Source organism: Kribbella shirazensis, from assembly GCF_011761605.1.
GTDB classification, from domain to species: domain Bacteria; phylum Actinomycetota; class Actinomycetes; order Propionibacteriales; family Kribbellaceae; genus Kribbella; species Kribbella shirazensis.
This window is the reverse complement of the sequence record NZ_JAASRO010000001.1, coordinates 4174216-4196025: the sequence shown is the minus strand read 5'-3', so window position 1 is coordinate 4196025 and position 21810 is coordinate 4174216. Positions and strand designations below refer to the sequence as shown.

Genomic DNA, 21810 nt, shown 5'->3' with positions numbered 1-21810 from the left:
TCCAGCGGTACGGCGGGCTTCGTTGGAGCGATGAAAGCCGCATCGTCCGGACCCTGCTGTCTCAATGTGAGACGGCGATCACAGTCTTGCGGGATAGCTTGGGTCGTGTTCCGCTGTGTGTTACGCCGCCGACCGGAGGGAGACCGCCATGACTGGGCCGCCGGTCCGGAACTCGATCCGGGTCTCCTGGCAGCGCTCGGAGGCGTCGAACGTCGACATCGACCGGCCTGCTCCGACGTACCTCGACCGCTTCGACCGCGAGACCACGCTCACCAGGGCCGCCGGCCCGGTCATCGACGCGCTGGCGTCAGAGCTGACCGACGAGCCGGTCTGCATCATCCTCACCGATGCCAAGGGCGTCGTCCTCGACCGCCGCGGCGGCGACGCTTCACTGCTACGGCGACTCGACGCGGTCGACCTTGCCCCCGGCTTCCGGTACGCCGAGTCGGAGGTCGGGACCAACGGCATCGGTACGGCGCTCGAGATCGGCGGTCCCATCCTCGTCAACGGCGCCGAGCACTACAACGGCCAGTTACGGGTCTTCTCCTGCGCCGGAGCGCTCATCACGCACCCCGTCACCGGTGGCCTGCTCGGCGTCCTCGACATCACCACGAAGGCCAGGAACACGAACTCCGTACTGCTGTCGTTCGCCAAACTGGCCGCCAAGCGGATCCAGGAGCGTGTGATCGAGGAGGCGAGCGCACTCGACCGGGCGCTCCTCAGCGACTACTACGCCGCCTGCCGGCACAGCGGCGGCTCGGTCATCGCTCTGGGCGACGAGGTGTTCATGATGAACACCCACGCGCAGCAGCACTTCGACGCCGTCGACCAGGCCGCCCTCATCGACCGCGCCCGCGACGCCCGAGGCGGCCCCAAGCCGCTCGTCTTCCTGACCGACCTCCCCAGCGGAACCGTCGCCCGCATGGCCTACCAGCCGACCTTCGTTCGCGACACACTCGCCGGCGGAGTCATCCAGATCAAGGAGCAGCGCGAACCGGCGACCGCCCGGGCACAGACTCGGATCCCTTCGATCCCCGGTACCGTCGGCACCAGCGCAGTCTGGCGACACGTCAGCCAGGAAGTACTCGACGCCTGCACCCGAACCGATTGGCTCGTCGCGGAAGGTGAGCCAGGTGTGGGCAAGTTGTGCCTGCTGCGTGCCGTGCACGACCACGCCTCCTCGAGCCGGCACCTCGCCATTCTCGATCCCGCCGGACTGCCCGAGCCCGACGAGCTCGTGGCGGCGGCACGGGCAGAGCTCGATTCCGGCTCGGATCTGATCATCCGCCACGCCCATCTCCTGCAAGCAGAGGCGATCGACGGCCTCACAGAACTTCTGCAGATCGTGCGTGACAACGCAGTCACCGACGCACCCTGGATCGCCCTCACGGTCCTTGCCGATCGGGGCCAGGACTCCGGCCAGCTCGACACCCAACTCCTCCACTTCTTCCCTCGCACCGTCGTCGTACCTCCTCTGCGTCACCATCTCGAGGACATTCCAGCCCTGGTACGTTCGCTCCTGTGCAAGGCAGGTTTCGCCGACCTGACGCTCTCCACGACGACGGTGAACCAACTGATGCGCCTCGCCTGGGCCGGCAACATCACTCAGCTCCGCGGCGTCCTCACCGCGATCGCCCGGAAGCGCCGGTCCGGCGTCGTCCAACTTGAGGAGCTGCCACCCGAGTGCCGGGCGACAACCCGCCGCCACCTCACGCCCCTCGAAGCTCTCGAGCGCGACGCCATCGTGGAAGCCTTGTCCAATTCCGGCGGCGACAAGGCCGCCGCCGCCGGCGCGCTCGGCATGTCGCGAGCCACCATCTACCGCAAGATCCGCGACTTCGGCATCGTCACCTGATCCCGCTCACAACGAGACAGAAATGCCGGCGCCGCGAGCTTTCCTGGTGACGACCTCATCCCCGAAGCGGCCGCGGTCCCGTACTGGCTCCACCACCCATCTCGATCGAAAGGCCACCGGACCGCCGCAGCAGCACTCCGCGAATCCGCAGACCACCTGCCCAAATGTGTGATCGAACTGCTGTAGGACTTCGCCACGGTACATCGGGCTGCTAGCGGCGGGTGGGAGATGTGGCGTCTCGCGATGCCCTGTCCAGTTCGTGCTCGAGTGGGGACGCGAGGTATCGGTCCAGGGCGAGTGCCGCCGAGGCGTGGGGCCAGTTGAACGCGCGGTTGTCCTCGTAGTAGCGGACACTCGCTTCGCGCCCGACAAGCTCGTGGTGCCGCACCCTGATCGCGTCGAGGCAGGCCCCGATTTCGTCGGGGGTGCCGAGCCTGCCCCGGATGATGGTCTCGGCCGGCGCGACCAGGCTCATGATCAAGGGGATCACGCGGCCGAGATCCCGCGCTCGGGCCTGCCGGAGTTGCCGCAGCTGCTCGGTGTCCTCGTCCGGGTAGAGGTCGCGCTGTAACGCGCCGGGCTGGAGCACGCCGGCCTCGACGGCGCGCCGCAGCAGCGCGTCGTCCGTGCAGGTCGCCTTGACGCAGCCGACCTGTCCACAATCGCAGAGGTACTCGGATCCTGGTACGACGATGTGGGACACGAGTCCCCCGGCATGCGGGCCGTCCCAGACCAGTTCGCCGCCGCGCATCTGCGCCACCCGGATCGAGCGCCCGACGAGCACCGTCAGTACGTCGTCATCGGCGCCGTCCCACCAGTAGTGCTCGACGGCCAGCGCGCGAACGTTGGGCTCCACGCGCACCGGGAGGGGCAGGCGCTCACGCAGACCATCACGCAGCTCGTCGTGATCGACGTCCGCCACCAGCGGGGGCGGCTGCCCGTGGTGGACTTCGGCCCAGGGCGTCGTCACCCCGACGCCGACGACAGCCGCGGCACCGGCTTCGGTCACGACCTCGTCGACCAGTCGCGCCGCCTCGTCGATCCGCTCGTGCTGGTTGCGTCCTCTGGCCGGCGCCGTCCGCCACGCGATGCGCTCGCCCCGGAGGGTGAATGCCCCGCAGGAGGTACTTTCCGGGTGCAGGTGGGCGCCGACCACCAGCCGTTGCTTGTCGGGCACGTCGAGCGGTACCACCGGGCGCCCTGCGCCCTGGGGCGTCGGGCGAGCCGACTCGGTCAGGGCTCCGAGCTCGATCAGCTCTGTCACGGCCTTCGTGATCGTGGTGAAGGTGACGCCGGTGGCGGCCGCGAGTCCCTTTCGGCCGACCGGGCCTTGGCGGACGATCGCGCGCATGATCGCTGATGCCGTCGCGTTCCGCTGACGCACCATGAGCTCAGTTCGCGCCGTGCCAGAAGCCATCGTTCAATTCTAGGGCAGTGCGACCTCAGGCAGGCCGTTCGCCCGGGCCGGGGGTGGCACCGGACCGTGCAGCAGCGGGTCGTCGGTGTCGGTCATCCAGCGGTTCAGGCGTTGCGCCAGGTCGGCCTGAATCGCTGCCGCGGCCGGATCGCCTGCCAGGTTGGACCGTTCGTGCGGGTCGAACGTCAGGTCGTGCAACCGAATGCGAGGCACCGGTTGGTCCGCCCAGCCCGCATCCACCCACAGCGTCTTGCTGCCCGAGGCGTCCACGTTGCTGAGGTTCGGCCGGTTCTGGTCGTCGAACGATTGGATGTACAGCCACTGCTTGGTGCGGATTGCCCGTTGTGGTTGATAGGCGGCGTGATAGGTGATCTCGGCAAACGTCTCATCTCGGATCGATCGCCCCTCGATCGTCGGCAGCAGGGAGTGTCCCTGCAACCATTCCGGCTGATCGATACCGAGCAGCGCGCACAGGGTCGGGAACACGTCGACCTGACTGACCAACGAGTCGACAGCGAGACCGGCCGGCAGTCCGGGTGCACGCAGCATCATCATGACGCCGGTCCCGGTCGCTCCGAGCGTGCACTTCATCCCCGGCATCGCCAGTCCGTGGTCGGTGGTCACCAGTACGACGGTGTTGTCGGCCAGCCCCTCCTCCCGCAGCGTGTCGAGCACCGCGCCGAGCGTCTGGTCGACCTGTGCCGCGGCCGCGTGGAACGACGCCATGTCCCGACGCGTGACGGCCGCGTCCGGCATGGTCGGTGCCGGCGCGGTCCATCGTTCGTCACCGCCGGGATGTCCGAAGAGCCATTCGGCGGACTTCATGGTGTGCGTCTCCAGGAGGCCGACCGAGAGGAAGAACGGCTGGTCGTGGCGACGTCGTAGATAGCCCACTGCCGCCTCGCGACGGGCGGGAGCCAACTCGTCGGCGGTGGGCAGCTCTTCGTGGTACCCGATGGTCTTCGTCGCTGCTCCAGGACCACTGGCCTCGTGCTGTACGCCGACCAGCGCCGAGGTGTAACCGTGCCGGTGCAGGGTGCGGACCAGGTGCTGGTCGTAGTTCCTGAGGCTGTGTCCACGATGTGCGAGGCCCAGCATTCCCGCGCTGTGCGCCCACTGCCCGGTGAGGAGCCCGGCCCGGCTCGGTGAGCAGGTCGGCGCGACCGAATGCGCGTTCCGGAACACCACCGACTCCTCGGCGAACGCCTGCAACCGCGGGGTACGGATCGGCGCACCGTAGGGCTCGATGTATCTCCCGCTGTCGTGGGTGTGGAAGTAGACGATGTTCGGTCGCCGCATGGCGAAGGCTCCTCCTGGCGCGAATGGTCAGCGGGACGACTTGTACTGCGCGTACAGCTCTTCGGCGATTTTGTCACCGCCTGCGCTCTTCCACTTCTTGACCGCCTGCGCCCAGTCGGACACGGGCTTGCGCCCCTGGATGATGTCGTCGGACACCGTGGAGATGTCCCGATTGATCTGCGCACCCTTTCGGCTGCCCGTCTCGGAGTACATGCCGTCGACGGGGTTGGGCAGCGCCTTGGGGCAGATCTCCTTCATCGCGTTGAAACAGGACTCGGTGCTGCCCTTCCGCTCGGGCAGGAAGATCGCCCACGGACCGTCGGCCTGGTACTGCAGGGCGAGCTGCGTCTCGCTGAAGCCCTTCTTCGTCAGGACCGGGTCGCCGTCGCGCACCTGGTGGTCGATGCCCTTGATGCCGTACTTGCGGAACAGGTACTCGCTCGTGCCGAACGGAGTGGCGAGATAGTTCAGGTACGCCAGCATCGTCTCCACCCGGTCCTCGGCCGACTTGCTGATGGCCGTCACGGACAGCGTTGGGGCGCCCAACCAGGTGTGGCCGGGGCCGGATCCGTCGTGTGCCGGTGGGGCGATGATCGCGATCTCCGCCTCCTGGTCCATCGTCTGAAGGTACGTCGGCCAACCGCTGAACGTCGCCACCACCAACGGGCCGGTGCCGTTGCCGAACCGGGTCTTGCGGTCCTGGTTCTGACTCGTGAACGCCTCGGGGTGGATGTAGCCCGACTTCCAGAGTTTCTGGACCAGCGCGAGGGCTTCCTCCTGGGCCGGGTCCTCGAAGCTGCTGACCAGTTTGCCGTCGGCTTCCTTCCAGGTGTTCGGGATGCCGAACATGTTCCGTACGTACGCGGTAGGCAGGTCGGCCAGGGCGAAACGGTTCTTGCGTTTGTCGGTCAGTGCCTTGCAGAGCTCCACGAAGTCGTCGGCGCTCTTCAGTTCGGCCGGGAGACCTTGCGCATCCAGGATGTCCTTGCGCGCGTACAGAACCTCGGTACTGATCGCGCCGCGCGGGATCGGGATGCCGTAGATCTTGCTGTCGAAGATCGCCGCGTTCCAGCTGGTCTCCGGCAGATTGGCCAGGTACGGATACTTCTTGATCTTGTCGCCGGCCAGGTGCGGCGTCAGGTCGACGGCCTTTGCCGCGAGCATCTGTGGCTTCTGCGGTATGTTTCCGATCGAGAAGATGTCGCCCAGCTTGCCACCGGCAACCGCCGTGGCGAACTTCTGGCTGTAGTCCACCGACGGCGTGAGATTCAGGCGCACCGGTGATCCGACGCGCTCGTTGAACTGCTGCCAGAACGCGTTCTGGGCCACGCTCGGCGGGATCGGGGTGTTCGTGCTGGTCATCACCTCGATCGGCTTGCCGTCCCCCGGCGGCTGGGTGATCGCCTGCACAGGGTCGGCGGGATAGCGGAGGAAACCGTCGGGGATGCCGTACTGCTCGCCCGGCAGGTCGGCCTTGACGCCGTCGTACCGCACATAGGCGGGCCGGACCTTCGCCTTCGCGGCGGAGTCGTTGGATCCGGAGGCTCCGCCGCGGCCGGCGTTCGAGCACCCGGGCACGGTCGCTGACAACCCGAGTGCCGCGCCGGTGCCGAGCAGGGTCCTCCGGGACAACGGTTGGGAATCGAACTTCGGCATGGTGTTCAGACCTTCCACGGTGACGGAGCGGACAGCGTGCGGCGGGGGCGCGTACCTCAGCCCTTGACGGCGCCGGTCAGGACGCCCTTCGCGAAGTGCCGCTGGATGAAGGGATAGACGCACAGGATCGGGACGATGGAGATCATGAGGATCGCCATCTGGATCGTGGTCTGCGGTGGGAGGGACTCCGACCCGATGCCGAGGTCCTGGCCTCCTAGCTCGACGCCGTTCACGACGTAGGTCCGCAGCACCAGTTGTAGCGGCCATTTGGCGGAGTCGTTGAGGTAGAGCAGCGCGCTGAAGAAACTGTTCCAGTAGCCGACGCCGTAGAAGAGCCCGACGACGGCGACCACAGCCTTGGACAGTGGCAGCCCGATGTGGCGGAACATCTTCCACTCCGACGCTCCGTCGACTCGGGCGGCGTCGAGAATCTCCGCGGGCAGCCCGGCGAAGAAGGAGCGCACCACGATGACGTTGAACGCGCTGACACAGGTCGGGACGATCACCGACCACAGGCTGTCCAGCAGACCGAACTGCTGTACGACGAGATAGGTGGGGATGAGTCCTGGATTGAACAGCAAGCTCACCAGGACCAGCATCAGCAGCGGTTTGTTGGCCAGCGTGCCGCGCCGGCTGAGTGCCCAGCCCAGTGTGCAGGTCAGTACCAGCGAGATCGCGGTACCGACGGCGGTGACGAATCCGCTGACCATCAAGGCCCGCGTCACGGTTCCGCCGGCGAAGATGGAACGGTACGCCGACAGGTCGATACCGTCCTTGGGGAACATGACGAATCCGCCGGCTCGGATCACTTCTTCCGGGGTCGCCAGGCTGGTCGACACAACCGCGACGAAAGGCAGCACGACCAGCCCGCTGATCACGGTCAGGAAGATCCCCTTGAGGACCCGCTCCGGCGTACCGGGCCGTGGCATTCCGTCGATCACGGCGTGCCGGCGCGGTCTCGCCGGAGCGTCGGTCGAGGGCCTCGCCGATGTGAGGGTCGTCATCCGCGGTAGATCCCTTCCTCGCCGAGCCGGTGGGCGATCTTGTTGGCGGTCAGTACGAGTGCGAGGCCGATGAGCCCCTTCACGAGTCCGACGGCAGCCGAGACTCCCCAGGCGCCGCCGAGGATGCCGTTGTTGTAGACGTAGGTGTCCAGCACCTCGCTGGCCTCGGTGCCGACCGCGGGTTGCTGCAGGACGATCTGCTCGAAGCCGACCGACAGTGAGTCACCGAGTTTGAGGATGAGCAGCAGGATGATGATCGGCTTCAGGCCCGGCAGAGTGACGTGCAGGATCTGCTGCCAGCGGCTCGACCCGTCGACGGCGGAAGCCTCGTAGAGTGATCGATCGATCTGGGACAGCACCGCCAGGAAGAGGATCGCCGCCCACCCGGTGTCCTTCCACATGACCTGTGACGTGAGCAGCGCCCGGAACGCGTCGGCGTTGCCGATGATGTGCACCGGGTCCAGGCCGTGGCCGCGCAGCCAGTTGTTGATCATGCCCGTGCCGCCCAGCACCTGCTGGAAGATGGCCACCACGATCACCCAGGACATGAAGTGCGGGAGGTAGAGGATCGACTGCACCAGCTGGCGCAGTCTGTTCGACAGCAGGGTGTGCAGCGTGATCGCGACCACGATCGGCGCCGGGAACACGATCACCGTCTGGATGAGCGTGAGGATCAGCGTGTTCTTGACCGCGTTCAGGAACTCCGGATCACCGTTGACGATGACCGCGAAGTTCTCCACTCCGTTCCAGAGGCTCTTGCCGATCCCGAGGTACGGCTGGAAGTCCTGGAACGCGATGACGTTGCCGTAGAGCGGGTAGTACTGGAACGCGAGGATGACCGCCATGCCTGGGATCGCCAGCAGTAGCACCGGGTAGTCCCGCCTCAGGCGCGAACCGACCGAGCGCCATCGCTGACGACCGGCAGTGCTGCCCGCTGCGGCCGCCTGCCGTTCGCTCGTTGCATGCTCCATGACAAACCCATCGGTGTGCTTCCCCTGTGTGCACAGAGGAAGGTCGGTTGGCCGCCGTTCCGCCATCGCCACGGACGTCGCGTCCGGGGCGGCGGTCACGAGACTCGCACCGCATCGAATGAATTGTCAAGTGCCTATTATTAATTTGCGACCGATAAATCAGCAGCTTGACGCCGCTCGAAGCAAGGATGCAGCCGAACTTCCGTGCTAATAGGCATTATCTTCTTGACGTCCCGACCGGCGCGGGGGTTGCATGAGCGCTCGACCGATGCACGTCGATCTTCTCGGAGGTCCGTCATGTCCGACCCGTCCACATCCAGCGTCTCCCGCCGAAATCTCCTGTGGGGCGCTGCACTGGTTCCGGCCGCTCTCGGAGTGTCGGCGCCCGCCTCGGCCGCCGCCGACGACGGCGTCACGGCCGCCGGGGCGGCCACCGACTTCGACACCATCCGGATCCAGTGGCGCGAGACATTGGTTGCCTCAAGCATCAATGATCCTGTCGTCGCCAAGTATGTCCGGGATTCCGCGGCTGTCGCGGCGAATCTGTGGCGCACGATGAACACGTCCTCTTCGCGCTCCTACCTGTGGGCCGACCTGGACAGCAGCACGATCCCTGCGGTCCAGCGCAACAACATCGGCAGGTTGCGGCAACTCGCGCTGGCCCTCAAAACTCCTGGCTCCACCCTGTCCGGTGACCCCGGGTTGACCGCCGACCTGGTGTCGGCGCTCGACTGGTTCCTCGCCAACAAGTACGGAGTGACCAACATCTACGGCGGCTGGTGGGATTGGCAGATCGGTATCCCGCTGGCGCTCAACGACTTCTGCGTCTTGATGTACGACGACCTGCCGGCGGACCAGATCGCCAGCGCCATGGCGGCGATCGCGCGGTACGAGCCCGATCCGCACGTCGTCGGGTCCGGTCCCGCCACCAGCGCGAACCTGAACTGGACCTCGGCGGTCACACTGCTGCGTGGCGCGCTGAGCCGGGACGCGGCCACACTGAGCCTTGCGAAGTCCGCCTGGGCGGGCATGTTTCCTTACTCGACTGACGGAGACGGCTTCTACACCGACGGCGGATTCATCCAGCACGTGCACTACTCGTACAACGGCAGCTACGGCGTCTCCCTGCTGCAGTACTTGACCTACGGGCTGGTCGCGACGCGCGGGACAGCCTGGGCCTTCAGCTCCGAGGCGATCGACCGCGTGATCAGCTGGGTGCAGGACAACTACCGGCCCTGGATGTACGACGGGGCGTTCATGGACATGACCCGCGGGCGAGCGTTGTCGCGGTTCTACGAGACGGACCACCGCATCGGCCGACTCACCACTGCCACCCTGCTGCAGCTGGCGCAGGCGCTCCCGGCAGAGGCCGGCCGGGCCTTGAGGTCGCAGGTCAAGGCCTACCTGACCAACGACACGTTCCAACCGTTCTTCGTCTACGACCCGATACCGATCGAGCAGGTCCGGATACCGTCGATCGTCGAGGCTCGCGACGTGCTTGCCGACGACTCGATTCCGGCCGCCGGCGATCTGGTCACCACGAGGGTCGCCACGTCGATGGCCCGGGCGGTCCACCGGCGACCTGACTTCGCCTACGCCATCGCGATGGACCGGCACGCCATCTACTCCTTCGAGACCGCGAACAAGGAGAACGTACAGGGCTGGTACACCGGCGAAGGCGCGGTCTACGTCTACCTGCCGGATCAGGTCGGGCACTGGGCCGACATGTACTGGCCGACAGCTGACAAGTACCGCATCCCCGGCATCACGAGGGACCGTCGTCCGCTGCCGCACGGCGTCAAGCGGTACACCTTCAACGAATGGGCTGGCGGTGCGGTGCTCGACGACCGAGCCGCTGTCGGCATGCAGCTGAACCCGAAGGGACAGACGCTGCGCGGGAGCAAGTCGTGGTTCTGTATGGACGATGCCGTGGTCTGCCTGGGCGCCGGCATCTCCAGTACGGATGGCTACGGCGTCGAAACAGTCGTCGAGAACAGGAACATCGGCAAGTCCGGTACCGCTCGGCTGACGGTCGACGGCCGCGCGATGAACTCCGGTACGGACGCCACCGCGACCCGCCTGCGCGTGGGATGGGCACACCTCGATCAGGTCGGCGGCTACGTCTTTCCGGAGCGGACCGATGTCGACATCCTCCGCGAAGATCGGTCCGGCCGCTGGACCGACATGGACCTGCGCGGGGTTTACGAGGACCCCACGCTCTACACCCGACGCTTCGTGACCATGTGGATCGACCACGGCACCGATCCGGCCGACGCGCGATATGCCTACGTCCAGCTGCCGGCGGCGTCGCGGACGGACACGGAGCGTTTCGCCCGGCGCGGAGTGGTGGAAGTACTCGCGAACACACCAGCCGTCCAAGCCGCGACGCGCCGCGACCTGGGCCTGACGATGGCGAACGTCTGGGCACCAGGCACGCCGCCCGTCGGCGGCATCTCCGTCGACCGCACCGCGTCGGTGGTTGTCAGCAACTGGCGCGGCGAGCTCAGCGTAGCCATCTGCGATCCGACCCAACTACTGACCGGCAACGTCACCGTGGAGGTGGCTGTGCCGGCTCGACAGCACGTCGGCGGTGACGCGAAGGTCCACGCCGCATGTCACGGGAAGTCGGTGTCGCTGTCCGTCGACATGACCGACTCGGCCGGCCGCTCGTACGTCGCTCGTTTCCGCCGCTGAATCAGCGCGGTCATCACCTTCTGATCAGGGAGCAAGAGAATGCCATCACCCGAACACAGGATCGCCCGGCGTCACGTTCTTGCAGGTTCTGTCGCGGCGGTCGGAGCATCGCTCGCCGCGAGCTTCCCCGCGCCGGCGCGCGCCGCCGGCCGGTCTCCTCGTGCTGCGGCATCGCTGGAGTTGGACGCAGCGACGTACGTCGAGCTCGATGCGGATTTTCTCAACACACAAACCGCCCACTACCCGCGGATCAAGCGGATGCGCGACGGTCGCTTCATCCTCTTCTACCAGACCTCTCAGCTGGCGTGGAGCATCTATTGGACGACCAGCCGCGATCTGAAGCGCTGGGACAAGCCGCAACTGCTGTTCGCGACGCACAAGATCCTCGACGGGGCAGACGACCGATGCTATGCCACCGCAGATGCTCGCGTGCTGGACAACGGTGAGATCCTCGCGGTGTGTTCGTTCCGAGCGAATCGCGGCTTCAGCTCCAACATGAAGCTCAACGGGCTGATGATGCGCCGCAGTACCGACAACGGCCGGACCTGGCAGCCCGAGCAGGTGATCTACGTCGGCGCCAATTGGGAGCCGTTCGTACACCAGACCAGCACCGGCGAAGTCCAGGTGTACTTCACCCATTCGGCGCCGAAGCGGGTGATCGAGAACACCAAGGGTTCGACCGGCGTCGCGATCATCCGGTCCCACGACCGAGGTCGAACGTGGACGCCCAACGTGACCGAGTACCCGTACGCCGCCGATCGAGTTGCTCAGCAGTACACCCGTACCACCGATGCCGGCGTCAAGATGTTCACCGACCAGATGCCCAGTGCGCTTCAGACTCATCCGCACGGCCGGATCGCGCTCGCAATGGAGTCCCATCTGGCCAACGGTGACTACATGATCTCCTTGGCCTACACCGCGCGGAACTGGCCGGACAAACTGGCCATGGACGAGCCAGGACCCGCCGACCGGCAGAACAACCTCTTCCTGGGCGCCGCCCCGTACCTCGCGCGCTTCCCGTCCGGTGAGTCTGTTCTGGCCTACAACCGTGCCTCACGCCAGTACCTCCGCCTCGGGGACCGCGACGCCCGCGAATTCGGTGATCCCGAGACCTTTCTGCCCGGCACAGGATTCTGGGGATCGATCGAGGTGGCCGGCCCCCGTCAGCTCGTAACCACGATGGCAAACGTCCGATCCGACGGCAACAAGATCATGCTCGGCGTCCTCGACCTGGTCAGGCATTGATCAGAACCTGCGACACACCGAGCGCAGACAGCCGAGAGGAGCCCCGGGCGGCCTGCTCGACCTGGTCGTTCGATCGAGCAGGCGCCGCTCTCATCGTGATGACTTGAGGGCTTGAGTGAGTTCGTCGGCGATCTTGTCGCCTCCGTCGGTCTTCCATTTCTTGACTGCGCCGGCCCAGGCCGACACCGGTTTGCGGCCCTGGACGATGTCGTCGGTTACCTGGTTGATCGCGTCGGTGAGCTGCTGGCCCTTGCGCACGTTGGTCTCGGAGTAGAGGCCTGCGGCCGGGTTGGCGATCGCGGTGGGGCAGACGCTCTTCATTGCGTTGAACTGGGCTTCGCTGCTGCCTTCCTTCTCGGGCAGGAAGATCGTCCAGGGTGAGTCGGCCTGGTACATCAGGCCTAGCTGGAGTTCGCTGAATCCCGTTTTGGTGAGGACGGGGTTGCCGTCGGCCAGGGTGTGATCGACGTCCCTGATGCCGAACTTCCGGAAGAGGTATTCCTGCGTTCCGAAGGGCGCCGCGAGATAGTTGAGGTACTTCAGCAGTGTCTCGACGCGGTCCTCGGACTTCTTGCTGATGGCCGTGACGCCGATCGCTGGTGCGCCTAGCCAGGTCCGCCCCTGGCCTGAGCCGTCATGCTTCGGTGGAGCGATGATCGCGATCCTGGCTTGCTTGTCAGTCATGGTTTGCAGGTACGTCGGCCATGCACTGAAGGTGTCCAGCACCAGTGGGCTGGAGCCGTTCGCGAACCGGGTCTTCAGATCCTGGTTCTGGCCGGAGTAGGCGTCCGGGTGGATGTAGCCCGACTTCCACAGCTGCCGGAGGATCTCGAAGACCTCCTCGTGTGCCTCGTGCTCCAGGTAGCTGACCAGCGAGCCGTCCTTCTCGGCCCAGGTATGCGGCATGTCGAACATGTTCCGCACGAACTGAGTCGGCGCGGCGGCCAGCGCGAAACGGTTCTGCTTGCGGTCGGTGAGGCCCTTGCAGAGCTCGACGAACTCGGCGGCGCTGGTGATCTCCGGTTTCAGCCCCTGCGCCTGGAGGATGTCTGCCCTGCTGTAGAGAACGTTGGAGCTGATCGCCCCGCGGGGAATCGGGATGCCGTAGATCTTGCCGTCGAAGATGCCGGAGTTCCAGGCGACCTCGGGAAGGTTCGCGAGGAACGGGTACTTCTTGATGTTGTCGCCGGACAGGTGGGGAGTCAGGTCGGTCGCCTTCGCCGCCAGCAATTGGGGGATCTGGGGAACCCCGCCGACCATGAAGATGTCCCCGAGCCGGTCGCCGGCGACCGCAGTGGCGAACTTCTGTGTGTAGTCCACCGATGGAGTGAGACTCACCGATATCGGCGATCCCACCTGCTTGTTGAGCTCCTGCCAGAACCGGTTCTGCTCGAGCTTCGGCGGGATCGGGGTGTTCGTGTAGGTCGTGGCGTGGATGGGTTTGCCGTCACCAGGCGGCTCCGAAATCACCTTGACCGGGTTCGCCGGATAGCGGTGGAAGGCGTCCGGGATGTTGTACTCGGCTCCGGCCAGGTCGGCCTCGACTCCGGTGTAGCGGACGTAGGCGGGCCGAACCTTGGAGCGGGACGCCTCGTCGTTACTCGCGCCACCGCCGCCACGGCCCTCGTTGGAACAGCCGGCTGTACCGATGGCGCCGGCCAGACCCAGCGCCGCACTGCCGGCCAGGACCGTCCTGCGGTTCAGCAGGCGCGCCTCGTAGACATTCATGGTGGTACCTCTCTTCTCAGGATCAGCCCTTGACGGCGCCGGTCAGCACGCCCTTGGCGAAGTGACGCTGGATGAATGGATAGACACAGAGAATCGGAATGATCGAAATCATCAGGATTGCCATCTGGATCGACGTCTGCGGAGGAAGCGCCTCGCTGCCGACACCGAGGTCCTGTCCGCCGAGTTCGACGCCGTTCACGACGTAGGTGCGCAGCACCAGTTGCAGCGGCCATTTGCTGCTGTCGTCGATGTACAACATCGCGCTGAAGAAGCTGTTCCAGTAGCCGACGCCGTAGAAGAGGCCGATCACGGCAACCACCGCCTTGGACAGCGGCATCCCGATGTGCCAGAACAGTTTCCATTCCGAGGCGCCGTCGATGCGCGCCGAGTCGATGATCTCGGCGGGCAACCCAACGAAGTAGGCGCGGACGACGATGACGTTGAACGCGCTGACACACACTGGGACGATCACCGCCCACAGACTGTCCAGCAGGCCGAATTGCTGGACGACCAGGTAGGACGGGATCAGCCCGGGGTTGAACAGCAGGCTGATCAGGACGAGCAGCAGTATTGGCCGGTTGCCGAGCGTCCCGCGGCGGCTCAGCGCCCAGCCGAGGGTGCACGTCAGTATCAGCGCCATCGCGGTGCCGACCGCGGTGATGAAGGCGCTCACCAGGAGTGCCTGGGTCACAGTCCCACCGGCCAGGATCGAACGGTACGCCGACAGGTCGATCCCTTCGGTCGGGAACATCACGAAGCCGCCGGCCTTCGTCACCTCCTCCGCCGGCGCGAGGCTCGTCGAGATGACACCGATGAAGGGGAAGACGACCAGCGCGCAGATGCCGGTCAGGAAGACTCCCTTGACGATGCGTTCCGGCAGCCCTGGTGTCGGCATCCCGTCGATCATCGTGCGTTGGCGCTTCGGAGCGCGAGCCGTGCTGTGCCTCATCCTCGGTAGACCCCTTCCTCGCCGAAGCGGTGCGCGATCTTGTTGGCGGACAGGACCAGCGCCAGTGCGACGACGCTCTTGACCAGACCGACCGCGGCGGCGACGCCCCAGTTCCCGCCGATGATTCCGTTGTTGTAGACGTAGGTGTCGAGCACCTCACTGGCGTCGATGCCAACGGCCTGCTGCTGCAGGATGATCTGCTCGAAGCCGACCGTCAGTGAGTCGCCGAGCTTGAGGATGAGCAGCAGGATGATGATCGGCTTGAGGCCTGGAAGCGTCACGTGCCAGGTCTGCCGCCAGCGACCGGCACCGTCCACCGCAGACGCCTCGTACAGTGCCCGGTCGATCTGCGAGAGCACCGCCAGGAAGAGGATCGTCGCCCACCCCGTGTCCTTCCACAGCACTTGGGATGTGAGCAGTGCACGGAAGACCTCGACGTTCCCGATGATGTGCACTGGGTCGTACCCATGAGAGCGCAGCCAGTTGTTGAACATCCCGGTCCCGCCCAGGACCTGCTGGAACACCGCGACCACGATCACCCAGGACATGAAGTGCGGCAGGTAGATGATCGTCTGCACGATCTGCCGCAGCCGGTTCGACAAGAGACTGTGCAACACGATGGCCACGACGATCGGTGCCGGGAAGACGATGATCGTCTGGATAGCGGTCAGGATCAGCGTGTTCTTGACCGCGTTCAGAAACGCCGGATCACCTTCGACGATGATCTTGAAGTTGTCCAGCCCGGTCCACAGGCTCCTACTGATGCCTAGATATGGTTGGTAGTCCTGAAACGCGATGATGTTGCCGAGCAGCGGGTAGTACTGGAACGCGAGGATCACGAGCATGCCCGGAACCGCGAGCAGCAGCACTGGGTAGTCGCGTCGAAGCCGGGTGAACAGCGACACCTTGTTGATCCGCGGTGCTTCCCGATCCTCGTCGCGACCAGGACTGTCAGGTGCGCGCTGAATGCTGCGGATCATGGTCATAGCCCGAACTCCTCGCCCAATGCTTCGAGCTCCTCCTGATCGCACAGCCGATCGATGAACACGAACCTGTGCCGGAGCGCCAGCGTCTGCGCATCCGCCAGGATGATCTCCTCGTCGAACGAGGGCGACGGCGCGATGCACGCGAACGGCTCGCGCCGAACGAACCACTTCAGCGGCACCGGTGCAGTCGAAGTGCCGGCGACCGCCAGGACTGTCCCGCCCCCGTCCCGCTCGTCGTACTCGGAGGCGTACGCGATCCATGGCGCGGCGCGCCCCATCATGTCCTCGTCGCCGGCCTGCGCCGGCCGGAGGATCCGGCCGCCAGTCCAGGCTCGCGGTCCGCGCCAGAACAGGCCGGTGTAGCCGGCTTGCGGACGTCCGTGGGTCGTCGGACTGCCGAGGTCGAGCGATCGTCCGGCGACGTTCCGCAGTTCGGTGTCGAAGGTCAAGGTCCACAGGCCCCGCGAGCGGTCGACGTCACCGAACGTGTGCCGCCGACGTTCGTCGATCCAGGTTTCGCCGGTCGAGGTGATCCAGGACAGGTTCTCGTCGACCACCACCTGATCACCGGTGCAGCTGACGTCGGTGAAGCCGGCGTGGTCGATCCGGCCGACGTTCCCGGCGTTCCGGTAGCCGTCCTCGCGCGAGAACGTTGGGCCGCCCCAGAAGTTCTGTCCGGACACGTGGGACCAGGTCATCTGCAGCCCTTTGTGCCACCGGTGGTCCCAGGGGCGGAAGCTCGTCAGTACCTCTCCACTCAGGCTGCGGACCGGGTGCAGATAAGGCTTCGGCGCCTCGTACTGCGCGTCGTCGTGGAGGAAGACGTACCGACCGAGTTCGATGGCTCCGTAGCTGATGCTGAGCGTCTTGTCGTCTTCCCGAACGGACAGAATGTCAGTGCTGGACATGCGCTTCTCCCTTGGTCAGCTTGAGCAGATCGGTGAACTCGGCGGGCGAGCCGCCGGCCATGGATCGATAGAAGGGGTTCGAGGAGTCGAGCTCCGACCGTCGGACGGGCCGGCCTTCGAACGCCGACTGGTAGAGCCCGGCGACGAACTCGAGCACTCGCCGGCCGTCGGCGCCACTGGCTTCAGGACGTTCCCCGCGGCGGTAGCTGTCGAGCAACTGCCGCAGCTGAGCCGTATGAGAACTGGCCACGTCCTCGGTCGGCTGCCAAGCAGCGGCTGCGACCGGATCGGCAGAAGCCGAAGGCGTCCACCGCCAGTTCGCGTTGTTGTAGCCGTACAGGTGCTCGACCTCGACAGTCGCGTGGGTGAAGTCGAATCGCAGTGAACTGGTCTCCCGCGGCGACAAGAGACTGTTCGTCACCGACGCGATCGCGCCGGACTCGAATCTCACGATCGCGAACGAGACGTCTTCGGTGTCGGTTCGGCGGTCGAGCGTCGCGGCGACCGCGGTCACCTCGGTCCAGTCACCGAGTAGCGAGAGCATCAGATCGATCTGATGGATCCCATGGCCCATGGTGGGTCCGCCGCCCTCGGTGTCCCAGCGCCCGCGCCACGGCACTTCGAAGTACCCGTGGGGCCGGTACCAGAGTGTGTTGCACAAGGCAACGAGCGGACTGCCCAGGGTCCCGGCGGCGATCAGCTCCCGAAGTCGTCGCGCCGCCGAGCCGAAACGGTGCTGGAAGACGTAACTCACATAAGGCCCGCCCGCACGCTCATGGAGCGCGATGTCGTCGTACTCCGCCAACGACAGCGCCGGGGGCTTCTCGCACCACACCCACGCGCCGGCGTCGAGTGCGGCCGTCACCGGCTCACGGTGTGCGGACGGCGGCGTCGACACGATCACCAGGTCGGGCGACTCCTCGGCCAGCAGTTGATCGATGCCGACGTAGTCCCGCGGAATGTTCCACTCGTCGGCCAGCCGACACGCGGCCGCGAGATCGACATCGCACAGCGCGACGATCTCGACGGCGCCAGCCATCGATCGCAGGGCCGGCAGATGGCAGGTTCTCGCGATCGCACCGGCTCCGACGACCGCGACTCGGACAGGGTCAGACACGTCGGAACTCCCTGATTCACAGAGGGGCCGAACCTCGATGAGGTGGCAAAAAGTGACTGATCACTTTCTGGGCCGGACGTTAGTGATCGGTCACTTTCCTGTCAACGGTTCGTCAGCTACATTGACAACCGAACTACTTGCGGGAGGACTCGGATGGCCGAAGCCGGCGACCAACGCATCACAATCCACGAGGTGGCGCGCCGGGCAGGCGTGTCCCATCAGACGGTGTCGCGGTACTTCACCCGGATCGAAGGTCTCAAGCCGGCCACCCGGCAGAAGATCGAAGCCGTCGTCTCCGAGCTGAACTATCGGCCGAACCTCGTGGCCCGCTCGATGCGCGCGAAACGCACCGGCCGGCTCGCCATGGTCCTGCCGTCAATGCCCAACCAGATGCAGTCGGGCCTGCTCGCCATGCTGGCGACCATCGTCGAGGCCGAGGGATATCGACTGGAGGTCGTGACCATCGTCGGCGACGCTCCCACCCGCGCCGATCGGGTCCTGGAGCTCGCTACCAGCGGCGGCTTCGAGGGCATCCTCTCGCTCAGCCCACTCCCCCTGGACCCAGCCCGGTCCCCCGTTCCCGTCGTGACCACCGCTGACTACGACGACCGGATGCAGTCCCAAGGCGATCTCGCGGACGCCTCGGTTGTCCGGGAAATCATCGAGCATCTGGCAGCGCTCGGCCATCAGGACTTCTTCCACATCGCAGGTCCTCAGACGCACACCGCAGCCCAGAACCGAAGGGTCGTCTACGAAAGGACGATCGAGGAACTCGGGCTCCGATCGCACGGTGTCGCGGACGGTGACTGGACCGGTCGGTCCGGGTACGACGCTCTCCAGGCTCTGCCGGCCGCCACCGCAGTGACCGCCGTGGTCGCAGTCAACGACCGGGCTGCGCTGGGCGCGATCCGCGCCGCGTTCGAGCGAGGCTGGCGCGTTCCCGACGACATCAGCGTCTTCGGCTGGGACGACTTCGACATGGGCCGCTACAGCACGCCGACGATCTCGACAGTCGCGGTCGACCGCGAAGGAAGGGCCCGTGTGGCGATCCAAAGGCTCATCGCGGCGGTGCGCGGCGAGGAGCCGCCCGAGATCCACCACGGCCCCACCAACCGAATCATCATCCGCGAATCCGTCGGCCCGGCCTCCAACGGCTCATCCAGGGCGGTCGAGGCTGGTCGGAGATCATTCATCCCAGTTTGCTGATCTTTGATCTGGTACTGCGCAGCGAAGTCGAGCAGCTTGCGCAGCGCCGCCGGCGTGCAGTCCTCGAGCCAGAACAGGTCGTACGGGCTCGAGGTGCGCTCGACCACCGCGGCACTGGCCCAGAACTGCTCTGAAAGGGCTGCGGGTTAGGCGTCAAACCCCTTGCAGATAAGGCTATTTCAGCTCCGCGGACGTCCTCCCGAGCAGGCGGCGGGCGACGATCAACTGCTGGATCTGCTGGGTGCCTTCGAAGATGTCGAGGATTTTGGAGTCTCGGGACCACTTTTCGAGGAGTTCGTGTTCGGAGTAGCCGAGGGTGCTGGTGAGTTCTACGCAGCGGAGGGTGATGTCGTTGGCGGTGCGGCCGGCTTTGGCTTTGGCCATGGAGGCTTGGAGGGAGTTGGGTTGGCCGTTGTCGGCCATCCAGGCGGCCTGGAGGGTGAGGAGGTAGGCAGCTTCCCAGTCGGCTTCCATCGCGAGGTAGGTCGCGGCCGCGGCGGGCTGGCGGTGGACGGGGCGGTCGTAGTCGACCTGGACGCCGGCGTCGGCCAGCAGGTCGCGGGTGAGTTCGAGGGAGGCGCGGGCGCAGCCGACGGCCATCGCGGCGACGAGCGGGCGGGTGTTGTCGAAGGTCTGCATCACGCCCGCGAAACCCTTGTCGATGTCCGCGGTGCCGAGCAGGTTCTCGCGGGGGACGCGGCAGTTCTCGAAGCGGATGGTGGCCGTGTCGGAAGCGCGGATGCCGAGCTTGTTCTCGAGCCGTTCGACCGTCATGCCGGGTGTGTCCTTCATGACGACGAACGACTTGATCGCCGCCCGGCCGAGCGACTTGTCGAGCGTGGCCCAGACGACGACCGCGTCGCAGCGGCCGCCCGCGGTGACGAAGATCTTCTCGCCGTCCAGCACATAGGCGTCGCCGTCCAGCCGCGCGGTCGTCTGGATGTTGGCGGAGTCCGAGCCGCATCCGGGCTCGGTGATCGCCATCGCCGCCCACACACCCTCGAACCGCTTCAACTGTTCGTCCGAGGCGACGGACGCGATCGCGGAGTTCCCGAGACCCTGCCGCGGCATCGACAGCAGCAGCCCGACGTCACCCCAGCACATCTCCATGATCGACAGCACCGACGACAGGTTGGACCCGTTCACGACCCCGTCCTCGGCGGCAGCGGTACGCCGTACCCCCGAGGCTCCCGCACCGGAACTGGTGCCTGAGGCACCCAATCCGTCGACCATCGCGGCGAGCATGTCGAGCTCGACCGGGTACTCGTGCTCGGCCAGGTCGTAGCGCCGCGAGTTCGGCCGCAGCATCTCGGCCGCGACCTGATGCGCCTGGTTGACGAAGGCCCGGAACTTCTTCGGCGTTTCGAGGTTGATCATCAGACCAGCACCGCACCTTCCATCACACCGATCGCCCGCAGGTCGCGGTACCACCGCTCCACCGGATGCTCCTTCACGAACCCGTGCCCGCCGAGCAGCTGTACGCCGTCCGTCCCGATCTGCATGCCCCGCTCGGCGCACAACCGCCGCGCCAGCGCCGCCTCCCGGGCGAACGACAGCCCCTGCGACGCGCGCGATGCCGCCCGGTACGTGACCAGCTTCATGCCCTCGAGCTCGATCCCGATGTTCGCCACCATGAACGCCACCGACTGCCGGTGACTGATCGGCTCACCGAAGGCCTCACGGGAGTTCACGTACGGCGTGACGTAGTCGAGCACCGCCCGCGCCGTACCCAGCGCCAGCGCGCACCACCCGAGCCGGGACAGCCGCACGCATTCGGCGTAGTCGTCGACCGATCCCAAGGGCACCGCCGGGACGTCGGTCAGGATCACCCGGCTCAGCGACGCGGCCCGCAGACCCATCGACGGCTCGGCCTCGATCGTCACGCCGGGATGATCCGGCTCGACCACGAACAACCGCGGCCCGGCGTCGGTCTGCGCGCCGATCACGAACAACTCCGCCTCGGCGGCGCGCGGCACCAGCGACTTCACGCCGTTCAGCAGCCCACCGGTGTACCGCGTCCGCAACTCGAAGGGGTCTAGCAGTGCTCGTGGTTCTAGCAATGCTAGGGCGGCCGCGGGCACCGACGATCCGGTGAACGCCGGCAGGTACGTCGCCTGCTGCGTCTCGTCGCCCCACAGCGAGATCGCCGTACTCACCGCCGACGGCGCCAGGCACGCGACCGCCTGCCCCATGTCGCCGTACGCGAGCGCCTCGGCCACCAGGACGCCGGTCATCGCGGACCGCTCGGTGACGATGCCGCCTAGCTCCTCCGGGACCTCGATCAGGCTCAGCCCGAACTCGGCGGACGACTCGAGAACCTTCGCGTCCGTCGTACACGCGGTGTCCGCGGTGGCGGCAGCGGGTCGCAGTACCTCGCCGGCGAACTCGCGCACGACGTCGACCATCATCTGCTGGTCCTCGGTCGGCGTCAGGTCGAACCGGCCGCTCCCCCGCGCCGCGGGCAGCCGGGACGGGGCTGCCGGCTTGGACGCCGCGGTGAATCGCCTGGACAGCGCGCCTGCTGTCCGGAATCCGGTCTTGGTCGCCTCGAACACCGCCCGCTCGGCCGGCTTCCGCAACCCGAACCGGTCGATCGCGCGGGACCGCGCCAGCTTGTTCAGCAGGGCCACGCCGACCCCGATCGCGTCCCGCCTGGTCCGCACCTGAATGCTCATCCACGTCCTCGCTTCGCTGCGGGCGCGGATGAGGCACGGAGGGCGCTGTGCTTGATGATGACCTCGCTGCGCTCGCTCATGCCGCTACTGTAAACCGAAG

General features: G+C 66.3%; 16 protein-coding genes. 4 read left to right on the top strand and 12 right to left on the bottom strand.

The window, feature by feature from the left end:
• Positions 1-148 precede the first annotated feature (148 nt).
• Entirely contained in the window at positions 149-1855 is a 1707-nt protein-coding gene (locus BJY22_RS20455) for a sigma-54-dependent Fis family transcriptional regulator (protein ID WP_167209100.1), read from the top strand.
• A gap of 211 nt (positions 1856-2066) precedes the next feature.
• Here BJY22_RS20455 and BJY22_RS20450 read toward each other — a convergent pair whose 3' ends face one another.
• From BJY22_RS20450 to BJY22_RS20430, 5 genes are read right to left on the bottom strand one after another with little or no spacing between them, the layout of a single operon-like run.
• Positions 2067-3272 (bottom strand): ROK family protein, encoded by a 1206-nt coding sequence (locus tag BJY22_RS20450; RefSeq protein WP_167209098.1) that lies wholly within the window; start codon positions 3270-3272, stop codon positions 2067-2069.
• A 9-nt stretch (positions 3273-3281) separates the two neighbouring features.
• Entirely contained in the window at positions 3282-4571 is a 1290-nt protein-coding gene (locus BJY22_RS20445; RefSeq protein WP_167209096.1) for a sulfatase family protein, read from the bottom strand.
• A gap of 27 nt (positions 4572-4598) precedes the next feature.
• Complete coding sequence (locus BJY22_RS20440) at positions 4599-6227, bottom strand: extracellular solute-binding protein (protein ID WP_167209094.1); 1629 nt, start codon at positions 6225-6227, stop codon at positions 4599-4601.
• 56 nt (positions 6228-6283) lie between these two features.
• Positions 6284-7231 carry a carbohydrate ABC transporter permease gene (locus BJY22_RS20435; RefSeq protein WP_167209092.1) on the bottom strand — a complete coding sequence of 316 codons (948 nt, stop codon included), beginning with the start codon at positions 7229-7231 and terminating at the stop codon, positions 6284-6286.
• Complete coding sequence (locus BJY22_RS20430) at positions 7228-8202, bottom strand: ABC transporter permease (protein ID WP_238350411.1); 975 nt, start codon at positions 8200-8202, stop codon at positions 7228-7230. Before BJY22_RS20430 ends, BJY22_RS20435 begins: the two co-directional genes overlap by 4 nt.
• Positions 8203-8499: 297 nt before the next feature.
• Here BJY22_RS20430 and BJY22_RS20425 point away from each other — a divergent pair, with 297 nt between their 5' ends.
• A complete protein-coding gene (locus tag BJY22_RS20425; RefSeq protein WP_167209090.1) occupies positions 8500-10896 on the top strand; it encodes a polysaccharide lyase 8 family protein in 2397 nt (798 codons plus the stop codon).
• A gap of 39 nt (positions 10897-10935) precedes the next feature.
• Positions 10936-12141: an exo-alpha-sialidase gene (locus BJY22_RS20420; RefSeq protein ID WP_167209088.1), complete on the top strand. Its 1206-nt coding sequence runs from the start codon at positions 10936-10938 to the stop codon at positions 12139-12141.
• Between the two features lie 90 nt (positions 12142-12231).
• On the opposite strand, the gene BJY22_RS20415 is transcribed toward BJY22_RS20420, so the two are convergent.
• Genes BJY22_RS20415 through BJY22_RS20395 form a run of 5 tightly spaced genes read right to left on the bottom strand, consistent with a single transcriptional unit; the run spans position 12232 to position 17829 of the window.
• Positions 12232-13869 carry an extracellular solute-binding protein gene (locus BJY22_RS20415; RefSeq protein WP_167209086.1) on the bottom strand — a complete coding sequence of 546 codons (1638 nt, stop codon included), beginning with the start codon at positions 13867-13869 and terminating at the stop codon, positions 12232-12234.
• 22 nt (positions 13870-13891) lie between these two features.
• Complete coding sequence (locus tag BJY22_RS20410; protein WP_238350410.1) at positions 13892-14818, bottom strand: carbohydrate ABC transporter permease; 927 nt, start codon at positions 14816-14818, stop codon at positions 13892-13894.
• Positions 14815-15804 carry an ABC transporter permease gene (locus tag BJY22_RS20405; RefSeq protein WP_238350409.1) on the bottom strand — a complete coding sequence of 330 codons (990 nt, stop codon included), beginning with the start codon at positions 15802-15804 and terminating at the stop codon, positions 14815-14817. Before BJY22_RS20405 ends, BJY22_RS20410 begins: the two co-directional genes overlap by 4 nt.
• Positions 15801-16712, bottom strand: coding sequence for a DUF6807 domain-containing protein (locus BJY22_RS20400; RefSeq protein WP_167209084.1), 912 nt, complete (start codon positions 16710-16712; stop codon positions 15801-15803). The genes BJY22_RS20405 and BJY22_RS20400 overlap by 4 nt, the downstream gene beginning before the upstream one ends.
• Positions 16699-17829 carry a Gfo/Idh/MocA family protein gene (locus BJY22_RS20395; protein WP_337758816.1) on the bottom strand — a complete coding sequence of 377 codons (1131 nt, stop codon included), beginning with the start codon at positions 17827-17829 and terminating at the stop codon, positions 16699-16701. The genes BJY22_RS20400 and BJY22_RS20395 overlap by 14 nt, the downstream gene beginning before the upstream one ends.
• 192 nt (positions 17830-18021) lie before the next feature.
• On the opposite strand from BJY22_RS20395, the gene BJY22_RS20390 reads away from it, so the two are divergent.
• Positions 18022-19035 carry a LacI family DNA-binding transcriptional regulator gene (locus BJY22_RS20390; protein ID WP_337758814.1) on the top strand — a complete coding sequence of 338 codons (1014 nt, stop codon included), beginning with the start codon at positions 18022-18024 and terminating at the stop codon, positions 19033-19035.
• A 174-nt stretch (positions 19036-19209) separates the two neighbouring features.
• Here the strand turns inward: BJY22_RS20390 and BJY22_RS20385 are convergent, their stop codons facing one another.
• Complete coding sequence (locus BJY22_RS20385; RefSeq protein WP_167209080.1) at positions 19210-20412, bottom strand: acyl-CoA dehydrogenase family protein; 1203 nt, start codon at positions 20410-20412, stop codon at positions 19210-19212.
• Positions 20412-21710 (bottom strand): acyl-CoA dehydrogenase family protein, encoded by a 1299-nt coding sequence (locus BJY22_RS20380; RefSeq protein ID WP_167209077.1) that lies wholly within the window; start codon positions 21708-21710, stop codon positions 20412-20414. Before BJY22_RS20380 ends, BJY22_RS20385 begins: the two co-directional genes overlap by 1 nt.
• Positions 21711-21810: the final 100 nt, after the last annotated feature.

Excerpts from the sequence above, each read along its gene's own strand:
- BJY22_RS20410 (WP_238350410.1), bottom strand. The coding sequence starts at position 14,818 with ATGAGGCACAGCACGGCTCGCGCTCCGAAGCGCCAACGCACGATGATC.
- BJY22_RS20425 (WP_167209090.1), top strand. The coding sequence starts at position 8,500 with ATGTCCGACCCGTCCACATCCAGCGTCTCCCGCCGAAATCTCCTGTGG.
- BJY22_RS20455 (WP_167209100.1), top strand. The coding sequence starts at position 149 with ATGACTGGGCCGCCGGTCCGGAACTCGATCCGGGTCTCCTGGCAGCGC.
- BJY22_RS20450 (WP_167209098.1), bottom strand. The coding sequence starts at position 3,272 with ATGGCTTCTGGCACGGCGCGAACTGAGCTCATGGTGCGTCAGCGGAAC.
- BJY22_RS20430 (WP_238350411.1), bottom strand. The coding sequence starts at position 8,202 with ATGGAGCATGCAACGAGCGAACGGCAGGCGGCCGCAGCGGGCAGCACT.
- BJY22_RS20400 (WP_167209084.1), bottom strand. The coding sequence starts at position 16,712 with ATGTCCAGCACTGACATTCTGTCCGTTCGGGAAGACGACAAGACGCTC.
- BJY22_RS20420 (WP_167209088.1), top strand. The coding sequence starts at position 10,936 with ATGCCATCACCCGAACACAGGATCGCCCGGCGTCACGTTCTTGCAGGT.
- BJY22_RS20435 (WP_167209092.1), bottom strand. The coding sequence starts at position 7,231 with ATGACGACCCTCACATCGGCGAGGCCCTCGACCGACGCTCCGGCGAGA.
- BJY22_RS20440 (WP_167209094.1), bottom strand. The coding sequence starts at position 6,227 with ATGCCGAAGTTCGATTCCCAACCGTTGTCCCGGAGGACCCTGCTCGGC.
- BJY22_RS20385 (WP_167209080.1), bottom strand. The coding sequence starts at position 20,412 with ATGATCAACCTCGAAACGCCGAAGAAGTTCCGGGCCTTCGTCAACCAG.
- BJY22_RS20380 (WP_167209077.1), bottom strand. The coding sequence starts at position 21,710 with ATGAGCATTCAGGTGCGGACCAGGCGGGACGCGATCGGGGTCGGCGTG.
- BJY22_RS20415 (WP_167209086.1), bottom strand. The coding sequence starts at position 13,869 with ATGAATGTCTACGAGGCGCGCCTGCTGAACCGCAGGACGGTCCTGGCC.
- BJY22_RS20445 (WP_167209096.1), bottom strand. The coding sequence starts at position 4,571 with ATGCGGCGACCGAACATCGTCTACTTCCACACCCACGACAGCGGGAGA.
- BJY22_RS20405 (WP_238350409.1), bottom strand. The coding sequence starts at position 15,804 with ATGACCATGATCCGCAGCATTCAGCGCGCACCTGACAGTCCTGGTCGC.